Origin of the sequence: Desulfosarcina sp., from assembly GCF_041551955.1 — a bacterium.
In the GTDB taxonomy this organism is placed as follows: domain Bacteria; phylum Desulfobacterota; class Desulfobacteria; order Desulfobacterales; family Desulfosarcinaceae; genus Desulfosarcina.
The window spans coordinates 1-19,119 of record NZ_JBFELV010000047.1; the positions used below are offsets into that span (position 1 = coordinate 1).

A 19,119-nucleotide genomic window follows, 5' to 3' on the forward strand; every position below is an offset into this window, starting at 1 on the left:
CGTACGCCGCAGTGACGAAGGATGAAGCGTAACGCAGATATCGGGATTTTATGAATCCGTTAAAATTTAATCGTTGGTGTCGTGGCGGGCGGAATGATTCGGCCTCAGCCATCCAGGCAGCCGGCGAAGCGGCCTGAACATGAAAAAGCGAATCAGCCGGCTGAAACCGTCCATCACCGGGCCGATCTCTTTTTCCACGGAAGGCTCCACCCGGCAAAAGGATATGATGCAGCGCTCCGGCCGCAGGTTGTCGGGGAAAAGGCAGGGTCCGGTGCCGTTTTCAAGGAAAATGCAGTCTGAAGGAAAAAAACCCTCTCTGGCAAGGCATTCCGCCATGGCGTTTTCGACTTGGGGTGCCATGAAGAGAATGTAAATCAGATCCCACTCGGTGATGATCTCTGCAGGATGGATGTTCCGGCAGCAAAGGCCCCGGCATTTGACCATGCACCTGTCAAGAATGGGGGCGGCTTTGTGGGACAACACCTCCTGGGCCTGGTGGATATCCCGGCAGATGGCCTTAAGAACCTGGCGCTCATCAACGTCCAGCGCATCGATTTTCTTCCTGGCGGCCTTGAAGCTGTAATTGAGTCCCATGATCGGCGGTTTCCGGTTGATTGCCCGAAATACAAAGTTTTCTACCGAGACAGGGCCCATTTAGAAATGGTAGATTGTGGTTCAGGCCAAGGCCGCAGCATTTTCGCACCCGCAGGCGTAGCAGCGCTACGTCGAGGATTGTGAAAATGTGAGAACGCCGGGCTGGGCCGCAAGATGCCGTTTCTGGATGGGCACTATATGAAGCGCTTCATCATCTCATCGACCATCCCATCCACATTGGCCGGTGTGATACCGTGCTGGGCGCAGAAGGCATCCACCTTGGCAAGCCTTTTAGGGCTGTTCATGTCGACCAGGCTGGAAAAAATGCCCAGGCGGCGGCCCACCTGAAAGCGGCACTGATCCTTAGGAGACAGATCGAGAAACCGGTCCAGCACTGCAAGGATGGCGGTTTTGGCTTCGGGGAGACGGCCCTGGACCTCTTCGAACAGGTTGAGGATGTGATCACTGACGATCATGCTGGTGATGCCGTCGAGGCGCTCGATGAACAACCGGATCTCCCGGCCCATCTCGATATCGTTCAGCTTGACGAAGCGCCCGTTGCGATACTCTTCGGCCAGGGGAATCCCGTCGGGGATGGCCAGCGTGCGCAAGCGGATGAAATCCGGATTGATCTGGTTCAGGGCGTCGGCGGTTTCCAGCGCATGGTCCCTGGACAGGTCCCTGCCCCCCAGTCCAGGCATCACGTACTCGGACAATTCGATGCGGGCCTTTTTTACCTTTTGCCCGGCCTTGACCTGGGTGCGTTTGTCCGCCCCTTTTCGGACCCGGTTGAGCACCGCGTCCGAACCGGACTCAAGGCCGATGTGGATCCGATTCAGCCCCGCCTCCCGCATCTGCCTCAGGTGGTCGTCGCTGATGCGTGCGATCGTGTGCGAGCGGGCGTAGGAGGTGATCCGATCGACCCAGGGAAATCGGGATCGAAGATGACGCAGGATCCGGATCAGTTGGTCGGGCTTGACCACCAGGCTGTTGGCGTCCTGCAGGAAGATAGAACGCATGCCGTCGGCATACCAATTCAGTGCGGCCCCGAATGTCTGCCGTTCATGGGCGGCGAGGCCCTGCATCCATTCATTGATATCCTGACGCAGAATGTGACCGGATCCGTCGGCGAGTCGCTTCAGCGCCTCCACTTGCCGGTGAAGCGCTTCGATATCGTCGATCACGTGGGCTTCGGGGCGAACGGAAAAGCGGGCCCCCTTGTACACTGGACAGAAGGTGCAGTGATTCCAGGGACAGTTGCGGGTGACCCGGACCAACAGACTGCCGGCTTCGCTGGGCGGCCGGATGGGGCCCTGTTCGAACCCGTGGTAACGATCTTTGTCATGCTGGCGCTGAGTCATGGCCACCGGTCTCCTGTCTGCATACGGTTGGTCTTTATGTATACCTGTCATCGATTCAAAAATAAACCCCCTTTGACAAGCGTCGACGGCATGCTTTATGGTAAGTTTTCTAAATGGGCGGAATACCGAAAGTGGCGAGGAATGCTTAAGAAACTGGGAATTGTCGTATTTTCACTGATCTTTTTGGGAATCTGTGCCGCAGGGGTGCTGTACATGCATCTCAAAACCTGGGCGGAGCGTCCGGTGGGAACGGTCGTCCAGGAGAAGCTGTTCACCGTTGCCCCGGGTCAGGGGCTCAAACAGACTGCCGATGCCCTGGAACAGGACGGCTTGGTTTCGAATGCCCTTCGCTTCACGATCCTGGCCAGACTCGACAAGAAGGACAAACTGCTCAAGGCCGGGGAATACATTTTCTCCACTGCCATGACGCCGAGGGAGATCCTGGGCCAGATGGTGGAGGGCAGGGTACACCTTTACCGGCTCACCATCCCGGAAGGATATAACCTGGTTCAAATCGCCGCGGCGGTCTCTGCTGCCGGCCTGGAATCGGAGGAAACCTTTCTCGAAGCAGCCCGCGATCGGGAGACGGCCCGAAGGTTAGGCATCGAGGCCGATACCCTGGAAGGGTATCTGTTCCCGGACACCTACTATTTTCCAAGGGGGCTGGACAGCGCCACCATCATCACCACGATGGTCAAACAGTTCAGGACGGCTTATAAACCGGCCTGGGAGCAGCAGGCGAAAGCCGTGGGAATGACCGTCCACGAGGTCGTCACCCTGGCTTCCATCATCGAAAAAGAGACCGGGGCCCCCGAGGAACGCCCGCTGATATCCTCTGTTTTTCACAATCGGCTGAAAAAAGGCATGCGCCTGGAGACCGATCCCACCGTGATCTATGGCATCCCCGATTTTGATGGGAACATCAAGCGCCGACATCTGGAAACCCATACCCCTTACAACACTTACAAAATCAAGGGACTGCCACCGGGCCCCATTGCCAGTCCAGGGGCCCTTGCCATGGAAGCGGCCCTTTTCCCTTCTCAAAGCGACTATCTCTATTTCGTTTCGAAAAAAGACGGCACCCATCAGTTCTCCACCACCATCAAGGCGCACAACGCGGCGGTAAGAAAGTACCAGTTGAGGAATAGAAAACGTTGAAACGAAAGCCGGACACGCTCAAATCCGGTTTCACTACCGGTGCAGCGGCGGCCGCAGCCGCCAAAGCAGCGCTTCAACTACTGTTTACCGGTCAGGTGCCGACAGCGGTGGGAATCACCTTCTTGACCGGAGAGACCACGACGATCGCGATTCATGGGTGCCGGTTGGTGGATTCGAACAAGGCTACCTGCACGGTAATCAAGGATGCCGGCGATGATCCAGACATCACCCATGGCGCCGAAATCGGTGCCGAGGTGACCCTGGAAAACCGATGGGGTGAGGATCCTGTTCGGATCACCGGCGGTGCGGGGGTCGGTGTGGTGACCAAGCCCGGCCTCGGCATTCCGCCGGGTCGCCCGGCCATTACGCAAGGTCCGATTACCATGATCACCGACAGCATCAATTCGCTGCTCGACGCGCATCCCATCGATGCCGGCATCCACGTTGAGGTATTCGTGCCCGAGGGGGAGCGGCTGGCTAAAAAAACACTCAACGCGCGGTTGGGTATCATTGGCGGCCTGTCCATTTTAGGCACCACAGGCATCGTCCGGCCCCTGTCCCACGAGGCCTATGTAGCCACCATCCAAAAATCCATGGATGTGGCCCGCGCCGCCGGATTGACGCATCTGGTGCTGACCACCGGCAGACGCAGCGAACGCTTCGCCCAGAATTGCTGGCCGTCGCTGGCCGACGAGTCTTTCATTCAAATCGGTGACTTCTTCCAGGCAGCCATGACCGCCGCCGCAACACGCAGATTTTTGTCGGCGACCCTGGCCGTCTTTTTCGGAAAAGCGGTTAAAATGGCCCAGAACATCCCCCACACCCACGCGGCTAAATCAGAACTGACCCTGGAAACCCTCGCCCAATGGACGCTGCAGCAGACCCAAAACCCGGCGTTGGCCCGCCGAATCGCCGCCGCCAACACCGCCCGGCACGCCTTCGACCCACTCAAGGCAATGGCACCGGCGGTAATCGCCCACGTGGCCGAGCAGGCCCGACATTGCGCGGTGGGATTCTCCGCCGGCAAGATTCGCGTCCGCTGTGTAATATTCGATTACGACGGCACCACGGCAGTTGACACCCAGCCGGATTGGGGCTAGTGTGGCAGCGCATTCATGGTTGAGATCAGATCCCTGAGGACTGAAGACGAAAAAAGACAACCACCAAAAAAACCAAATGACAAATAAATCACAATAATCAAATTTAAAATTCCAAACCTTGTGGGCCTGGATATTATAATTTGGAATTTATTTGAGATTTGTGATTGGTAATTTGTTATTTATGAATTTGGTTTTCGTATCCTCATGCTTCTTTATTGTCTGATTTAGGCGCAATAAAAGGACACCCAGTGGCCCCTCCCATCACCGTCATCGGCATGGGCGTCTCCCCTGACGACTTGACTCGCCGGCAACGATCGATCATCGAGGCCGCCGACATCCTCGTTGGCGGGAAACGCCTTCTCGCCCCATTCGACCATCTGACCTGCCGGCGGCGGTTGGTAGACAGGGATCTAAACGGATTGGGCGATTTTCTGGATCGAAAGATGCCCGACAACACCATCGTGGTGCTCACCTCCGGGGATCCCCTGTTTTATGGTATCGGCGCGTTCCTGGTGGGGCGCCTGGGTGCCGAACGGGTGCACATCCTGCCCAATGTCTCCACCGTGGCGGCCGGTTTCGCCCGTCTGGGCGAACCCTGGCAGGACGTCCGGGTAGTAAGCCTGCATGGCCGCAGCCACACCGGCGAACTGCTGCGGCACCTGGCCGGCGGCGATACGGTGGCCGTTTACACGGACCCGACCCATGGTCCAGTGTGGTTGGCGGGCATCCTGGAGGAAAACGGCTTCTCCGACGTCGGCATGTGCGTGTTGGAACGGCTGGGCATGCAGGACGAACGGATCGTCCGGACCACGCCGGCGGAAGCACGCAGCATGACTTTTTCCGATCTCAATCTGGTGGTCCTGAAGCCCGACCCGGTTAGACAGACCACCCCGTCCCTTTTTCCCGGCATGCCCGACGATCGCTTCGTTCATGAAAAGGGTCTGATCACCAAGGCCGAAGTCCGTGCGGTAAGCCTGTCGCGGCTGCGCCTGTTCGATCGGGCGGTCTTCTGGGATCTGGGTGCCGGCAGCGGTTCATTATCCATTGAGGCCGGGCTGACCATCACCCGGGGAAACATCTACTCCGTGGAACAGAAAGCGTCGCGGATCCGGCACATTCGTGAAAACCGAGCTCGCTTCGGCATCGGCAACATGCAGGTCGTTCAATCCTGCCTGCCCGATGGCATGACCGATCTGCCCGACCCGGACCGGGTGTTCATCGGCGGCGGCGGCAGGGCCCTGGCCGACATTATCCGCAGGGTCGCCGACCGCCTGAAGCCAGCCGGCATCATCGTGGTCAACACCGTCCTGGTCGACAACCTCACTACGGCCATGCATACCCTGGATGGCCTCGGCTTTGACGTGGACATAGTTCAGATACAGGTAAACCGAACGATCGCCATGCCCTTTAGCCATCGTCTGGAAGCGGTCAACCCCGTCTGGATTGTCACCGGCCACCGTCCCTGAGATTTTAAAAGAAAGCATCCATCGTGACTCACCCATCCTTTGCTACAGATATAGCCTCCTTGAACCCCGTCATCTTCTGCGGGGCCGGTCCCGGCGATCCGGATCTGATCACGGTCAAGGGCCAGCAGGCCCTGGCTGCGGCCGATTTGGTGGTCTATGCCGGTTCACTGGTGCCCGAGGCCCTGCTCAAATGGACCCGGCCGGATTGCCGCCACTTAAGCAGTGCCGGCCTTCACCTGGATGAGATGATTTCGAGCATGGCCGACGCCTGGCAGTCAGGTCAGAAAGTTGTGCGCCTGCACACCGGCGATCCCTCTCTCTACGGGGCTATCTTCGAACAGATGGCCAAGCTGTCGCAACGTAACATACCCTACACGGTGATCCCGGGGGTCAGCGCCGCCTTTGCCGCCGCTGCGGCCCTGGGCGTCGAGTATACCCTGCCCGAGGTGTCGCAGACGCTTATTCTCACCCGTCTGGCCGGACGGACGCCGGTGCCGGAAACCGAATCCTTGGCATCCCTTGCCGCCCATCAGGCCACCATGGCCATCTACCTGAGCATTTCCATGGTCGACGAGATGTCGCGAATTCTCTCGCAGGCCTATGGATCCCAAGGAACCTGCGCCGTCGTTTATCGGGCCAGCCAGCCCGATCAGAAGATCCTCTGGACCACGGCCGGTGAGTTGGCCGCTACCGTAAAAAAAGAGAAGATCACCCGAACCGCCCTGGTGGTCGTCGGACGCGTGCTGGAGGTAAGCCTGGAGACCCTGGTTCACCACTCCAAGCTTTACGACCGCCACTTTGCCCACGGCTACCGTGAGGCCGAGGACCAGCAGTGAAGCGGGCCGCCCTTGACCGCACCGCCGTCTGGGCGCTGACCCCAAACGGGGTCCAACTGGCCCGGCTTATCGCTGACGGGATTCCCGGCTGCACCCTGTTTATGTCCCAGAAACTGAAGACGACCATCCCCGGTGCCATGCGCTTTGCCCGGCTGAAAGATGAAGTAAGCCGGCAGTTCGCCGGGTTTCCCCGCCATATTTTCATCATGGCCACGGGCATCGTGGTGCGCAGTATCGCCCACCGTCTGGACCACAAGACCACGGACCCGGCCGTGGTGGTCTGCGACGAGGCCGGCCAGTTTGCCATCAGCCTGGTCTCCGGCCATATCGGCGGGGCCAACGCCCTGGCCCGGGAAGTGGCCCGAGCCACCGGCGGACTGCCGGTGATTACCACCGCCACCGACGTCAACCGATTGCCGGCCATCGACGTCATCGCCACGGAAAACAAGTTGACCATCGAGAATCCCGAGGCCATCAAATCTGTCAACATGGCCCTGATCACCGGCAACCCGATCTTTATCCACGACCCCTTTGGAATAGTGGCCCACCGGCTGCCGCAAGACCAGGTGATCGCATCTGCCGTGGTCGAATTCGGCCGACACGATGCCGGTATCTTCGTGGATCACATGTGCCTTGACCTGCCCCCCCATGTACTGGTATTGCGACCCGGGTCATTGGTGGCCGGCTTGGGATGCAACCGGGGCGCAAAGGTCGAAGAGATGCGCGATCTGCTGGTGGATACGTTCGCCGCAAACCGTCTGGCCATCTCCAGCCTCCGCAGTCTGGCCACAGTGGATCTGAAGGCTGACGAGCCCGGGCTGCTGGCCCTGGCCGAATTCTTGAACCTACCGTTAACGATATTCACCCGTGACCGGCTCAAGGGGGTGGCGCAGGTGCCCACCCCGTCGACCATGGTCGAAAAACACATAGGAGTCAAAAGCGTATGCGAAGCCGCAGCCCTGCTGGCGACAAACCGGGGGCGACTGATCGTTCCCAAGCAAAAGACGGCCAACGTCACCGTGGCGGTGGCCGCCGACGGCTTTATATCGTCGGCATCGGGCCCGGCGGACCCCAGCACCTGAGCCGACGCGCCGCCCAGGTGCTGGAAACCGTCGACGCCGTTGCCGGGTACACCACTTACATCGACCTGGTCCGACCGCTGATCCAAGGCAAGCAGATCGTCAGTACGGCCATGAAAAAAGAGGTGGACCGGGTATCCGCAGCCCTTGACCTGGCGCTGTCCGGCACCGCCTGTGCCGTGATCTCAAGCGGAGACCCTGGCGTCTATGCCATGGCCGGGCTGGTACTGGAAATGTGTCGGCAGCGGGCCATTGCCATTGGTGTTTCCGAAAGTGATAAAAATCCGGACCGACTGATTGTCGAGGTGGTTCCAGGCATTCCCGCGCTTTGCTCGGGCGCCTCGCTTCTGGGAGCTCCCTTGACCCACGATTTTGCCGCCATCTCCCTGAGCGATCTGCTCACGCCCTGGAAAACCATCGAAGCCCGGTTGGACGCGGCGGCCAGGGCCGATTTCGTGATCGTGATCTACAACCCGAAAAGCCGGCGCCGGGCCGATCACCTGGCCCACGCCCAACAGATCATCCTCGAGCACCGTGACCCGGCCACACCGGTGGGTATCGTCACCGGAGCCATGCGTGAGAACCAGCGGGTCACGCTCACCACGCTCGCTGATCTTCACCGGGCCGATGTGGACATGCAGACCACTGTGTTTGTGGGCAATTCGAGCACTTTTACATATGATGGGTTTATGGTTACGCCGCGGGGTTATGCGGATAAGTATGATATTGGTGGGAAACAGTGTTAAGTTTTATGTGTTAAGTGTTAAGTTTATGTATTCTATCGTTTTTATCCTTCACTTAACACTTAAATCTTAAAACTTAACACTTTGTATGCTACCAAACAGCGATTGATTTCGGTGTCAATAAACACAAAAAATGCTCAAATGACATTTAATAAAGGTTATACGCAGATCTATACGGGAGACGGCAAGGGCAAGACCACGGCCGCCCTGGGGTTGGCCCTGCGGGCCGCCGGTGCAGGCTTGAATGTCTACATCGCCCAGTTCATCAAATCCGGCGACTACAGCGAAATCAAGGCCCTCTCTCGCTTTGCGGACCGGATCACCGTAGAACAGTTTGGGCAGGGCCGTTTCGTCAAGGGAAAACCGTCGCCGGAAGATCGAGCCGCCGGCCGAAAGGGTCTGCGAGCCCTCCGCAGCGCCATGAACTCAGGCAGCTACCAGGTAGTGATCATGGAAGAGGGCAACGTGGCGGCCATGTGCGGGCTGTTCCCGGTTGACGACATCCTGGCGATCATGACTCAGAAGCCCGCCGCTGTGGAGCTGGTAATCACCGGCCGGGGGGCGGACCCACGCGTCATCGACAAGGCCGATCTGGTGACGGAGATGAAAGCCGTCAAGCACTATTTCCAGGATGGGGTGGCAGCAAGGGTTGGAATAGAAAAATAATCGCGGGTTAAGTTTTAAGTCAAGGTATTCTATCCTTTTCTATGAGCTATAGTCGACCTGATCCTTGACTTGAGATTGAACCACTTAAAACTATTTTAATACTACACCATTTGAAGGTGCAACGTCGTTGGTACTTACCGATCAAACACGAGATCGACTTAACCCCTTTCCAGCCCCCTGCCTCGCCGTAATGGGCACCGGCTCCGATGTGGGCAAGAGCGTTATCACCGCTGCCCTGTGCCGCATCTTTGCAGACCGGGGGTTGCGGGTGGCGCCTTACAAGGCCCAGAACATGTCCAACAACTCCGGAGTTACCCCGTAGGGGCTGGAGATGGGCCGGGCCCAGATCGTCCAGGCCGAGGCCGCGGGAATCGTCCCCCACGTGGACATGAACCCCATTCTTCTCAAACCCACCAGCGATGTGGGATCACAGGTGGTGCTCCTGGGTGAGGCCATCGGCAACCAGACGGCCATGGATTACCATCAGAAGAAGGCAAGGCTGGTACAGGCCGCCAACGATGCCCTGGACCGCCTACGGTCGAATTACGACCTGGTGGTGATGGAAGGCGCCGGCTCCTGCGCTGAAGTGAACCTCATGGCCCACGATATCGTCAATCTTCCCATGGCCGAATATGCGGATGCCCCGGTAATCCTGGTGGGTGACATTCACCGCGGCGGCATTTTCGCCCAGTTGGTCGGCACCCTGGAGTGCCTGCCCCGACACTTCCGCGACCGGGTGGCCGGATTCATCATCAACCGGTTCCGGGGAGATATACGGCTATTCGCGGACGGTGTGCAGTGGATCGAGGAGAGAACCGGCCTACCGGTGTTCGGCGTATTGCCATGGTATGACCACATCCGCATCGACCCCGAAGACTCGGTGGTGATCGAAAGCCCCCGAGCAATGGTGGCCAATGCGGATGGAGGGCCCGCGGTGGCAGTGATCCGCATCCCCCACATCTCGAACTTCAGCGATTTCGATCCGCTGCGGGCGGTGACGGGCCTAACGGTCCACTTTTTGGAAAGACCCCAGGATCTTAGCGCCTTTTCCGCCGTCATCCTGCCGGGATCCAAAAACACACGCTTCGACCTGTCATGGCTGAAAACCAGCGGCTGGACATCCCGCATCGCCGACTTCAACGCCGGAGGCGGCCGCATCACCGGCATCTGCGGGGGCTATCAGATGATGGGAAGCCGGGTCCACGATCCCGACGGTCTGGAAGGCGAGCCGGGAGCGACCGCCGGCCTGGATTTGCTGCCGGTTGAAACGGTACTCCGGGCACCCAAGACCACGACCCTCAGCCGGTTTTCCTGGGGCGGCATGGAAGCGACCGGCTATGAGATCCATATGGGCCAGACCCGATTACACGGAGGAAAGCCTCTGCTGGTGGTCCATGAGAGAAATGGCGAGGCGGTAAATGACGCCGACGGATGTGTGGTTGACCATGGGCGGGCCATCGGCACCTACATGCACGGCCTGTTCGACACCCCAGCAATGATCACCCAATGGCTCGATGCGGCGGGGATCACCGGTGTCGACGTGCCGGTCGTCGGCGGCCTGGACGCTAAAATGCATCAGTATGCCCTGTTGGCCGATCATTTCCGCTGCCATATAGATGTGGAACGGATAGGTGCGCTGGTGAAGATCAAAAACAAACAGACAAATCACAATAGCCAAAAATCAAATGACAAATAAATCACAATAACCAATTCCAAAACTCCAAACTGGAAAAAATGACAATCAACTGTTGGTGATTGCCCTTATTTGAGATTTGGACAGTGTAATTTGGAATTTATTTGGAAGTTGTCGTTTGAAGTTTGTTATTTCCGGTTTATCCGGTTTAGGTCTTAATCAAGAGAAGAATCATCGTGACTGAAAACAATAAAATATTGGTTCTGGGCGGCTGCCGCAGCGGAAAAAGCAGCCATGCCCTGCAGTTGGCCGAAGCCATGGGGCGGCGCCGCGTGTTCGTGGCCACCTGTGTTCCCCATGACGACGAGATGCAGGGCCGGGTGGACCGGCACCGGCGCGAGCGCAGCGACACTTGGCGTACTTTGGAAATCCCCGTCAATCTGGCAGAAGCCATCCACGCCCACAGTCCGGCTGCGGATGTGATGCTGGTGGACTGCCTGACCCTGTGGCTGAACAACCTGCTCATGCAGACCCAGGACACCGTAAAGATTCGGCGACGAATCGACGAGCTGGCCGAGTCCGTGAAAACGGCCCCACACCCGGTGATACTCGTCTCCAACGAGGTGGGATCCGGCATCGTTCCGGAAAACCGCCTTGCCCGGCTTTACCGGGACCTGGCCGGCTGGACCAACCAGACCGTCGCCGCCGCCTGTGACCGCGTGGTCTGGACCGTGGCCGGCATTCCCGTGACCATCAAACCCCCCTATCAGAACACGACCCTATGAACGCATTCATCGCCTCCCTGCAGTTCATCACCGCCATTCCGATGGGACAACCCCGACCGTTCGATCCTAAAGGGATCATCGTTCATTTTCCACTGGCAGGACTGGCCATTGGCTTGATTCTGGCCTTGTTCGACCTGTTCGCCTCGGCCGTCTGGCCGCCTTTAGTGGCCGGGGTGCTGGATGTGGTGCTGCTGGCGGTCGTCACCGGTGCCTTTCATCTGGATGGCCTGGCGGACGCGGCAGATGGCCTTTACGGCCACCATGAGCGGGGAAAAGCCCTGGCCATCATGAAGGACAGCCGGGTGGGCGCCATGGGATTGGTGGCCGTGACCTGCGTATTGATCGTCAAAGCCGCGGCTGTTGGAAATATCGCCCACGGACGGTTTCTGGCGCTGATGATCGTTCCGGCGTATGCCCGCTCAGCCATGATGGTGGGCATACGCGTTCTGCCCTATGCCCGGGGAAAGGAGGGTACCGGCAGCGCTTTTTTTGAAACGCCCCTGTCTGCCGTGGACTTTAAATATCTGGCCGTCCCGGTCATCCTCTCCTTGTTTCTGGGATGGCAGGGCCTCCTGCTGAACCTGTTTTTCGCCGCTGCCACCATGGCCATGATCTGGTTTTACCGCAAAAAACTGGCAGGCATTACCGGCGATTTGCTCGGCGCCATGACCGAGATCCTGGAAGCGCTTCTGCTACTGGCGGTGTGCGTGGGAGGCGGACCATGATCGGCGGACACGGGGGCAACATCTATCACCTGGCCCAGCAGCTGGGGTGCCGACCATCGGAAATCAGCGACATGAGCGCCAACGTCAATCCCCTTGGCCCTATGCCGGCGTTGCTCGAGCATTTACAGGCCGGTATATCGGCCGTCGCAGCCCTGCCCGAAGTGGATGCCAGCGGCGTCGTCGCCGCCTTTTCGCGGTTTTACGGCATCGATCCCCGGCAGGTGATGGCAGGCAATGGCACGACCGAGCTGATCTACCTGATTCCCCGGGCGTTGGGCGTGAAAAAAGCCCTGGTGGTCGGCCCCACCTATTCCGACTACCGGGATGCCTGCACCATGAACCAGGTGGTCTGCAACCATCTGATCTGCCGCGAGGAAGATGATTTCGTGCCGGATATGCAGGCCATCCGGAACGCGGCAAGGCCGGCTGACCTGGTCTTTTTGTGCAATCCCAACAATCCCACGGGTGCCTTGGTGGCTCGATCGGATGTCGACGCCCTGTGCCGGTCCATGCCCGACACGGTCTTCGTGGTCGACGAATCCTACCTGCCCTTTGCGCCGATGCCGGAAGATGCCACCATGATCGGCTCGGACCTGCCCAATGTCATGGTGCTCAACTCCATGTCCAAAGCCTTTCGCATCCCGGGACTGCGCATCGGATTTGTCAAAGCACCGGGACCGCTGATGCAGGCTCTTGCCCCCCTGGCCCTGCCCTGGTCGGTGAACAGCCTGGCCCAGGCGGCGGTGAAATGGCTCATGGACCGCCCCGATCAGGTAGACATCTTCCTTTCCTCTACCAGAAATATGTTAGAAAGGGAGAAAGTTAGAATAGAAGAATGTATCCACCAAAAGACCGGAGCCCGATGTTTCCCATCGGCTACCTCCTTTGCTCTCATACGACTGCCCGTTGGATTGCGTGCATCGACGGTGTGGCGGCAGATGGCCGACAACCGCATCCTGATCCGTGACTGCACTAACTTTACCGGCCTGTCCGACGCATTTATCCGCATCTCCTTGAAAAGCGAATCGGAAAATCGCCGGGCGGCCGACCTGCTGGTCAGCCTGTGCCGCGACCACGCCGATCCGGGGGGCCGCCATGCCCGCTGAAGGATTGGCCTTAGCCGTGACCCTGGCCGTGACCCTGGACATGCTGCTGGGCGATCCGCTGTGGCTGCCCCATCCGGTGCGATGGATGGGCAAGTCCATCACCTGGCTGGAGCCTCGATGTCGAGTGTTTCCGCTCAAGCAGACGCTTGCCGGTGCACTCATGGCGATCCTGCTGGTCATATCCGTATGGATCATTGGCCTGCTGCTGGTCAGGATTGCCGCAGCCATCCACCCCGCCGCAGGGATCCTGGTTCAGGCCGTGATGATATACGTCTGCATCTCTGCCCGCAGTTTGGCCGAAGCCGCCCTGGCCGTGGGACAAGCCCTTGGCCACGTGGGTCTTGACGCCGCAAGGCAGGCGGTGTCCATGATCGTGGGCCGGGAAGTGGATCGGCTGGATGAAAGCGGTGTGACCCGCGCTGCGGTGGAGACCGTGGCCGAGAACCTGGTGGACGGGTTCGTCTCCCCGCTGTTTTTCGCCGTGCTGGGCGGAGCCCCCCTGGCCATGGCCTACAAGATGATCAACACCCTGGACTCCATGGTCGGGTACAAGAACGACCGATACCTGCAATTCGGCCGTTTTGCCGCCCGCATGGACGACGTCGCCAATTTCATCCCCGCGCGCCTGGCCGTGCCGTTCATCGCCCTGGCCGCACAATTGCTCAACGGACGCGGGCGGGCGGCACTGGCAACGGCCTTCACGGACGGACGCGCCCATGCCAGTCCCAACGCCGGATACCCGGAAGCCGCCTTCGCCGGCGCCCTGGAATTGTGGATGGGGGGTCCCAACCATTACCATGGCCGGCTGATGGAAAAGCCAATTATCGGCACCGGATTCGCCGACGCCAGGCCGGCTCACATCCGGCAGGCCTGCCGTCTGATGCTGACCACCTCAATCTTGGTTTTTATGGCTGCGGTGACTGTGCTTCTTCTCCGGCCACTGGTGATGTAGAAGCCTTCGTCATAAGCTGTTGAGCTGATAAGCTGCGTGGTCAAAGCTGAAACCCCGACCCTCTGAACCCGGAACCTCGAACCCCGAACCCATGAACGCGCACAAGCAAACACAACCGTTTCCGGCGCTGGACAAGCCATGCAAGCACGCCTTTCCCTTTTCCCTGGCCTGCCCTTCATTTGTCTATCCAGCGGGCTATCTGGACAACGTTCGTCACCTTGCACCGTTTGTGGACGAGATCGAACTGCTCTTTTTCGAAAGCCGCTTCAAGGACAGCCTGCCCGACCCTGCCTTGATCCGGGACCTGGTTCAGCAGGCCCGTTCCGGCCAAATCACCTATAACGTCCATCTGCCCACAGACATTTATCTGGGACACCGTGACCCCGCGGTCCGCCATTCGGCGGTGGCGGTATTAAGGCAACTAATTGACCGCTGCGCACCGCTGAACCCCACTAGCTTCACCCTGCATCTCAACCGTGACCCATCCGAACCGGACAGCCGCCGCTGGCAGGCCCGCTCCGCTTCATCCCTGGAAGCGGTTCTGGCGACCGGGGTCCCCAGCCGTCGGATGTCCGTGGAAAACCTGGACGGCGACGTTGAACGGCTCGCCCCCGTCATCGAGGCTCTCGACCTTTCCGTGTGCATGGACATGGGTCATCTCATGGTCAACGAGGTTGACCTGGCGACTTTTTTCGACCGCTGGAAAGAGCGGATCACCGTTGCCCACCTTCACGGGGTGGACCGCACCAAGGACCACCTGCCGCTGGATCGACTGTCATCAGACCGCATGGACAAGGTGTTGGAGATATTGCGACAATTCAGGGGTGTAATTTCCCTGGAAGTCTTTTCATTCCAGGCCCTGAACACCTCGATGGCGCACCTGCTCGATCAATGGTTCAAAATGGAGGCGGATAACGTTTAGTCCGAAATGATTGCTGCCATTTGTTCGCAAGACAGCTGGGCATGGAGTGAAGCCATGTTCCTAAATGCTGGCTCCTGGCTCTTGAATTCACTATCCGGAAAGGTGACCGATTGTCGATGGCCTCAACGAAAACGCAAGTGGAACTGCTTGCCCCGGCAGGCACACCGGAAAAACTGGAAATCGCCGTTCACTATGGTGCTGACGCCGTCTATCTGGCCGGCAGGGACTTCAGCCTAAGAAACTTTTCCGCCAACTTCTCGCTGGCCGACATGCTGGCCGCCCGCCGCCTGACCCGTGAACGTGGGGTGCACATGTACGTGGCCGTGAACATCTTCTCCAGGGACAGCGAAGCACTGGCCATTGCCGATTACCTGGCATCCCTGGCGTCGGTCGACCCGGACGCCTTGATCGTCGCCGATCCAGCGATATTCATGCAGGCCCGCCGACTGCTCCCCCATGTCCCCATCCACGTGAGTACCCAGGCCAACACCACCAACACCGGCACCGCTCAATTCTGGCGGGATCTGGGCGCCACCCGCGTCAACGGGGCCCGCGAACTGACGCTGGAGGAAATCCGCGAGATGAGCGCTAACAGCGGCCTCGAAGTGGAAGCCTTTGTTCACGGCGCCATGTGCATCGCTTATTCGGGCCGCTGCCTGCTGTCCGGTTACATGAAAAAAAGGGAGAGCAACCGCGGCATGTGCTGCCAGCCCTGCCGGTTTCACTACACCCTGATGGAACAGACCCGCCCCGGGCAGCACTTCCCCATCGCCGAAGACCCCAGGGGGGCCTATGTTTTCAATTCCCGGGACCTGTGTATGATCGAGCATCTGCCGGCCTTGATCGACGCCGGCATCTGCTCATTCAAGATCGAAGGCCGCATGAAAAGCATCCACTACCTGGCCGGCGTGGTAAAGGTCTACCGGGAAGCCATCGATGCTTGGTATCGGGACCCCGACGCTTATCGGGTCCAGGAACGCTGGCTGGCCGAACTGTCCGCCATCAGCCACCGGGGTTACTGCACCGGATTTTACTTTGGAGACCCGGACCAGACGGCGGCCAACCTGGATGACGTCATCCATCCCGGCTATCGATTTGTGGCCAAGGTGATCGAAAACGCCCCGGACGGCGGGGTACGGGTGCTGGTAAAGAACAAAATCGTTTCAGGCGAGGCGGTGGACATTCTCTGCCCCGGCGGCCCCACCCGGGAAGATAGGATTCAGCGCATCACGGATGATCACGGTATTACCCAATCACTGGCCCAGCCCGGTTCCACGGCGACCCTTTACCTCGGCCTGCCGCCCAGGCGATTGGACCTGATCCGACGCCGCGAGCAGGAGGCCGCCGCTGGGCAACCATGATCGTCATCGCCGACAACCTTCGCGTCACCCTGCCGGCCATCGGCCGCGCCGTGGAACGGCTGGACCCCGAGCCCATCCGGCAGATGGTTCACGCCTGCATCGTCGCCGGGGCCCAGGCCATCGATATCAACAGCGGCCCGCTGTCCCGCGCTCCGGAAGAGAAGATGACCTTCCTGGTCCGCACCGTGCAGGAAACCGTCGACCTCCCCATCGTTCTGGACACCGCCAGCCCCCGGGCCATAGCGGCCGGGTTGGCGGTAGGCCGCCGAAAAGCGATGATCAATGGAGTGTCCCTGGAGCCCGAACGGCTGAAACGGATCTTGCCCCTGGCCCGCCAGTATGATTGCGACATCATCGGCTACCTGCTCGGCCCTGACGGACACGTGCCCGCTGATGCCCCGGGCCGCATGGAGGTTGCCGTGGCCCTCTTCAACGAAATTCAAATCGCTGGGATCTCGCCCGATCGCATCGTCATCGACCCTGTCGTGGCGCCACTGGCTTGGCAGGACGGCAACCGCCAGAACATGGCTGTGCGGGAAGTGCTCCGGACCCTGCCTGAATTGCTTGGCTTTCCGGTGCGGACCATCGCCGGCCTGTCCAACCTCACCACTGGAGCACCCAATCCCGAAAAACGGCGACGCTACCAGGCCGCCTTCCTGCCCATGCTCGTCTGCGCGGGGGTGGACATGGTTCTTTTGAATGTCCTGGACCCTGCCCTTATGCGGGTCGCCAGATCGTCTCAACGCATCGTCGACAGGACGGTTTTCAGCTGGCATTGACTCCCCCGCGGCCCCGATGGGCGGATGCTCTGCTTCGCTCCGACAAGCAGCGGTGCAGGCGATCGCTATCGCAGTTTAATGGCCGCTATCGGCCGACGTAAACCGCAAGGTGTTCAGAACCCAATCAATGCGATGGCAGGCTTAGGTTTTGACACCACGCCGATATCTTGAGATACTTGGATTAATCATCAATCCACCGGGATCATGCCGACGGTATTCATCGCAGCGATGAACGCTCGACTTAATTTGAAACCGTTTTTGTATCGTTTCATGTTATCTATAGGAGAATAAAGATGCCGCGAATGTTCGTTCAAGGGCCCCCGTCGGCCCATTGCAATTGGATCTTGATCCTGTTCGCCCTTCTGTTGACATGTGTCGCGCAACCATCGGCCCAAAACACCGCATTCGAAACATCGCCCGTTAAGCTGCCAGCCCCAGGGCAACGCAACGGCGTTATCCGGCTGGCCATTCCGGAACTCGAGGGCACCTATCTTTACCGGTTTTCAGTGCTGAAATTCAATGAGGCCTTCGCGCGGCTGGGATATGGATTCGAATTGCATGCGTTTCCCTCTGAGAGAGCGTTGGTCGAATCCAACGCGGGCCGCATGGACGGAGAGGCCGGAAGGATTCAATTCGATGCCACCCTGGCAGCCAAGTATTCCAATCTGGTCGAGGTCAGCGAGCCCACCTTTTTTGTCAGCATTGGCGCTTATGCGGCCGATGCGTCCATTCGCTTGAACGGGTGGACGGATCTTGCGGACAAACCATTTGTAATTGGCTATCCCCGGGGCATCAAAGTGATCGAAAGAAGGTTGGTGGGCCATGTGAATGCAAGGCATCTCCAAGGGGTGAACAATATTCGTCAAGGCCTGAAAATGTTGCAGTACCGTCGGATCGATGTGCTGATTGGGCTCCAGACCTCCGTGGAGAGTGTCTTGGATGAATCGGCGTTCGCCGATTCAAAGATTGTTCCGGCCGGAATCATGGAGGTGGTTCCGGTATTTCCCTACCTGCATAAAAAACATTATGCGTTGGCTCCCCGACTGGCCGTCGTTTTAAGAGCCATGAAGAAAGACGGCACCCTGGATCGATTGGCCGAGGAAGCCAAACTGTCCATTAAACCGGCCGCTGATCTAAAATAAGAAATCACGGCGGCCGAACCCGGATCAACCAACGGTTTCCGCCCTCAACTGAAACGCGATTGGACGCCGTTCAGGCCAGAAATTGGATGCGAAAAAGCAATAGCCGGTCCACCAGCATCCCGTTTTCTGTGTAAGGTTGATAATTGACTTGCTTTTTTTGTTTTGCATGATATGAGATGCAGATAATAAGAGTCCGCCGGTGTTGGCGGACCGGTTTCTTTCTAAGGGAGCGATCCATTTGTCTTGTCAAAGTGGCGCCTGAAGTCTGAAGCATGGTTTAAATTTTTTATTCGTAGGAGGAAGTTAGCATGGCAAATGGCATCGTTAAGTGGTTCAATGACAGCAAAGGGTTTGGTTTTATTGAGCAAGAAGACGGTCCTGATGTTTTCGTTCATCATTCGGCAATCAATGCCACCGGATTCAAATCTCTCAACGAAGGCGACCGGGTTACCTTTGACATCGAACAGGGCCCCAAGGGTCCTGCCGCAGCCAATGTGACCGTGGTCTAACGCTTCGTTTTCCAATTTAAAAAGGGGGACTCCTTCAGAATGTTGAAGGGTCCCCCTTTTTTGTATTTATGGGCATCCGTCTCTCGGCCCGCTGGTGTCCCGGAAAAAAGGGACCCAACGGCGAAACTCAACAACATGACAGTAATATGGTCCGCGGCGTGTTCCCTGCCAAGCCCATGGACGTCCCTGAGATAAGGAACAC

21 protein-coding genes are annotated in these 19,119 nt (G+C 58.7%); 18 read left to right on the top strand and 3 right to left on the bottom strand.

What is annotated here, in order from left to right:
- Positions 1-66: 66 nt before the first annotated feature.
- Both ABYV26_RS05860 and ABYV26_RS05865 read right to left on the bottom strand, forming a co-directional pair.
- Positions 67-594, bottom strand: a complete 528-nt coding sequence (locus ABYV26_RS05860) for a hypothetical protein (protein ID WP_372679067.1) — start codon at positions 592-594, stop codon at positions 67-69.
- A gap of 194 nt (positions 595-788) precedes the next feature.
- Positions 789-1,955, bottom strand: coding sequence for a radical SAM protein (locus ABYV26_RS05865; RefSeq protein ID WP_372679069.1), 1,167 nt, complete (start codon positions 1,953-1,955; stop codon positions 789-791).
- 141 nt (positions 1,956-2,096) lie between these two features.
- On the opposite strand from ABYV26_RS05865, the gene mltG reads away from it, so the two are divergent.
- From mltG to ABYV26_RS05955, 18 genes are all read left to right on the top strand, one after another.
- Positions 2,097-3,113 carry an endolytic transglycosylase MltG gene (gene mltG, locus ABYV26_RS05870; protein ID WP_372679071.1) on the top strand — a complete coding sequence of 339 codons (1,017 nt, stop codon included), beginning with the start codon at positions 2,097-2,099 and terminating at the stop codon, positions 3,111-3,113.
- The gene (cbiD, locus tag ABYV26_RS05875) at positions 3,110-4,213 is read left to right on the top strand and encodes a cobalt-precorrin-5B (C(1))-methyltransferase CbiD (protein ID WP_372679073.1); all 1,104 of its coding nucleotides are present in this window, start codon (positions 3,110-3,112) and stop codon (positions 4,211-4,213) included. The genes mltG and cbiD overlap by 4 nt, the downstream gene beginning before the upstream one ends.
- A 248-nt stretch (positions 4,214-4,461) precedes the next feature.
- Complete coding sequence (cbiE, locus tag ABYV26_RS05880; protein ID WP_372679075.1) at positions 4,462-5,679, top strand: precorrin-6y C5,15-methyltransferase (decarboxylating) subunit CbiE; 1,218 nt, start codon at positions 4,462-4,464, stop codon at positions 5,677-5,679.
- A gap of 59 nt (positions 5,680-5,738) precedes the next feature.
- Positions 5,739-6,515 carry a precorrin-4 C(11)-methyltransferase gene (gene cobM / locus ABYV26_RS05885; protein ID WP_372679077.1) on the top strand — a complete coding sequence of 259 codons (777 nt, stop codon included), beginning with the start codon at positions 5,739-5,741 and terminating at the stop codon, positions 6,513-6,515.
- Complete coding sequence (locus tag ABYV26_RS05890; RefSeq protein ID WP_372679079.1) at positions 6,512-7,597, top strand: cobalt-precorrin 5A hydrolase; 1,086 nt, start codon at positions 6,512-6,514, stop codon at positions 7,595-7,597. Before cobM ends, ABYV26_RS05890 begins: the two co-directional genes overlap by 4 nt.
- Positions 7,594-8,340 (top strand): precorrin-3B C(17)-methyltransferase, encoded by a 747-nt coding sequence (cobJ, locus tag ABYV26_RS05895; RefSeq protein WP_372679106.1) that lies wholly within the window; start codon positions 7,594-7,596, stop codon positions 8,338-8,340. The genes ABYV26_RS05890 and cobJ overlap by 4 nt, the downstream gene beginning before the upstream one ends.
- A gap of 138 nt (positions 8,341-8,478) precedes the next feature.
- Complete coding sequence (locus tag ABYV26_RS05900) at positions 8,479-9,003, top strand: cob(I)yrinic acid a,c-diamide adenosyltransferase (RefSeq protein WP_372679081.1); 525 nt, start codon at positions 8,479-8,481, stop codon at positions 9,001-9,003.
- A gap of 127 nt (positions 9,004-9,130) precedes the next feature.
- Entirely contained in the window at positions 9,131-9,325 is a 195-nt protein-coding gene (locus tag ABYV26_RS05905) for a hypothetical protein (RefSeq protein ID WP_372679083.1), read from the top strand.
- 9 nt (positions 9,326-9,334) lie between these two features.
- On the top strand, positions 9,335-10,699 hold the full coding sequence (locus ABYV26_RS05910) for a cobyric acid synthase (RefSeq protein ID WP_372679085.1): 1,365 nt from the start codon (positions 9,335-9,337) through the stop codon (positions 10,697-10,699).
- 173 nt (positions 10,700-10,872) lie between these two features.
- The gene (gene cobU, locus ABYV26_RS05915; RefSeq protein WP_372679087.1) at positions 10,873-11,421 is read left to right on the top strand and encodes a bifunctional adenosylcobinamide kinase/adenosylcobinamide-phosphate guanylyltransferase; all 549 of its coding nucleotides are present in this window, start codon (positions 10,873-10,875) and stop codon (positions 11,419-11,421) included.
- Entirely contained in the window at positions 11,418-12,146 is a 729-nt protein-coding gene (gene cobS, locus ABYV26_RS05920) for an adenosylcobinamide-GDP ribazoletransferase (RefSeq protein WP_372679088.1), read from the top strand. The genes cobU and cobS overlap by 4 nt, the downstream gene beginning before the upstream one ends.
- On the top strand, positions 12,143-13,252 hold the full coding sequence (locus ABYV26_RS05925; protein ID WP_372679090.1) for a histidinol-phosphate transaminase: 1,110 nt from the start codon (positions 12,143-12,145) through the stop codon (positions 13,250-13,252). Before cobS ends, ABYV26_RS05925 begins: the two co-directional genes overlap by 4 nt.
- Positions 13,242-14,204 (top strand): adenosylcobinamide-phosphate synthase CbiB, encoded by a 963-nt coding sequence (cbiB, locus tag ABYV26_RS05930; RefSeq protein WP_372679092.1) that lies wholly within the window; start codon positions 13,242-13,244, stop codon positions 14,202-14,204. Before ABYV26_RS05925 ends, cbiB begins: the two co-directional genes overlap by 11 nt.
- A gap of 91 nt (positions 14,205-14,295) precedes the next feature.
- Positions 14,296-15,126, top strand: a complete 831-nt coding sequence (cbiR, locus tag ABYV26_RS05935) for a cobamide remodeling phosphodiesterase CbiR (protein WP_372679094.1) — start codon at positions 14,296-14,298, stop codon at positions 15,124-15,126.
- Between the two features lie 116 nt (positions 15,127-15,242).
- Positions 15,243-16,487, top strand: coding sequence for a U32 family peptidase (locus ABYV26_RS05940; RefSeq protein WP_372679096.1), 1,245 nt, complete (start codon positions 15,243-15,245; stop codon positions 16,485-16,487).
- The gene (locus ABYV26_RS05945; RefSeq protein WP_372679098.1) at positions 16,484-17,266 is read left to right on the top strand and encodes a dihydropteroate synthase; all 783 of its coding nucleotides are present in this window, start codon (positions 16,484-16,486) and stop codon (positions 17,264-17,266) included. The genes ABYV26_RS05940 and ABYV26_RS05945 overlap by 4 nt, the downstream gene beginning before the upstream one ends.
- Before the next feature lie 293 nt (positions 17,267-17,559).
- Positions 17,560-18,408: a substrate-binding periplasmic protein gene (locus ABYV26_RS05950; RefSeq protein ID WP_372679100.1), complete on the top strand. Its 849-nt coding sequence runs from the start codon at positions 17,560-17,562 to the stop codon at positions 18,406-18,408.
- Positions 18,409-18,716: 308 nt separating this feature from the next.
- Positions 18,717-18,917, top strand: a complete 201-nt coding sequence (locus ABYV26_RS05955; protein ID WP_372679102.1) for a cold-shock protein — start codon at positions 18,717-18,719, stop codon at positions 18,915-18,917.
- Here ABYV26_RS05955 and ABYV26_RS05960 read toward each other — a convergent pair.
- Positions 18,914-19,119: hypothetical protein (locus ABYV26_RS05960; protein ID WP_372679104.1), on the bottom strand; the 206-nt coding region annotated here is incomplete at its 5' end. The genes ABYV26_RS05955 and ABYV26_RS05960 overlap by 4 nt on opposite strands.

What these genes read in the sequence shown, in the direction of transcription:
- ABYV26_RS05950 (WP_372679100.1), top strand. Translation starts at nt 17,560, where the DNA reads ATGCCGCGAATGTTCGTTCAAGGGCCCCCGTCGGCCCATTGCAATTGG.
- ABYV26_RS05910 (WP_372679085.1), top strand. Translation starts at nt 9,335, where the DNA reads ATGGGCCGGGCCCAGATCGTCCAGGCCGAGGCCGCGGGAATCGTCCCC.
- mltG (WP_372679071.1), top strand. Translation starts at nt 2,097, where the DNA reads ATGCTTAAGAAACTGGGAATTGTCGTATTTTCACTGATCTTTTTGGGA.
- ABYV26_RS05955 (WP_372679102.1), top strand. Translation starts at nt 18,717, where the DNA reads ATGGCAAATGGCATCGTTAAGTGGTTCAATGACAGCAAAGGGTTTGGT.
- ABYV26_RS05925 (WP_372679090.1), top strand. Translation starts at nt 12,143, where the DNA reads ATGATCGGCGGACACGGGGGCAACATCTATCACCTGGCCCAGCAGCTG.
- cbiB (WP_372679092.1), top strand. Translation starts at nt 13,242, where the DNA reads ATGCCCGCTGAAGGATTGGCCTTAGCCGTGACCCTGGCCGTGACCCTG.
- cobS (WP_372679088.1), top strand. Translation starts at nt 11,418, where the DNA reads ATGAACGCATTCATCGCCTCCCTGCAGTTCATCACCGCCATTCCGATG.
- ABYV26_RS05940 (WP_372679096.1), top strand. Translation starts at nt 15,243, where the DNA reads ATGGCCTCAACGAAAACGCAAGTGGAACTGCTTGCCCCGGCAGGCACA.
- ABYV26_RS05900 (WP_372679081.1), top strand. Translation starts at nt 8,479, where the DNA reads ATGACATTTAATAAAGGTTATACGCAGATCTATACGGGAGACGGCAAG.
- ABYV26_RS05945 (WP_372679098.1), top strand. Translation starts at nt 16,484, where the DNA reads ATGATCGTCATCGCCGACAACCTTCGCGTCACCCTGCCGGCCATCGGC.
- ABYV26_RS05860 (WP_372679067.1), bottom strand. Translation starts at nt 594, where the DNA reads ATGGGACTCAATTACAGCTTCAAGGCCGCCAGGAAGAAAATCGATGCG.
- ABYV26_RS05865 (WP_372679069.1), bottom strand. Translation starts at nt 1,955, where the DNA reads ATGACTCAGCGCCAGCATGACAAAGATCGTTACCACGGGTTCGAACAG.
- cbiR (WP_372679094.1), top strand. Translation starts at nt 14,296, where the DNA reads ATGAACGCGCACAAGCAAACACAACCGTTTCCGGCGCTGGACAAGCCA.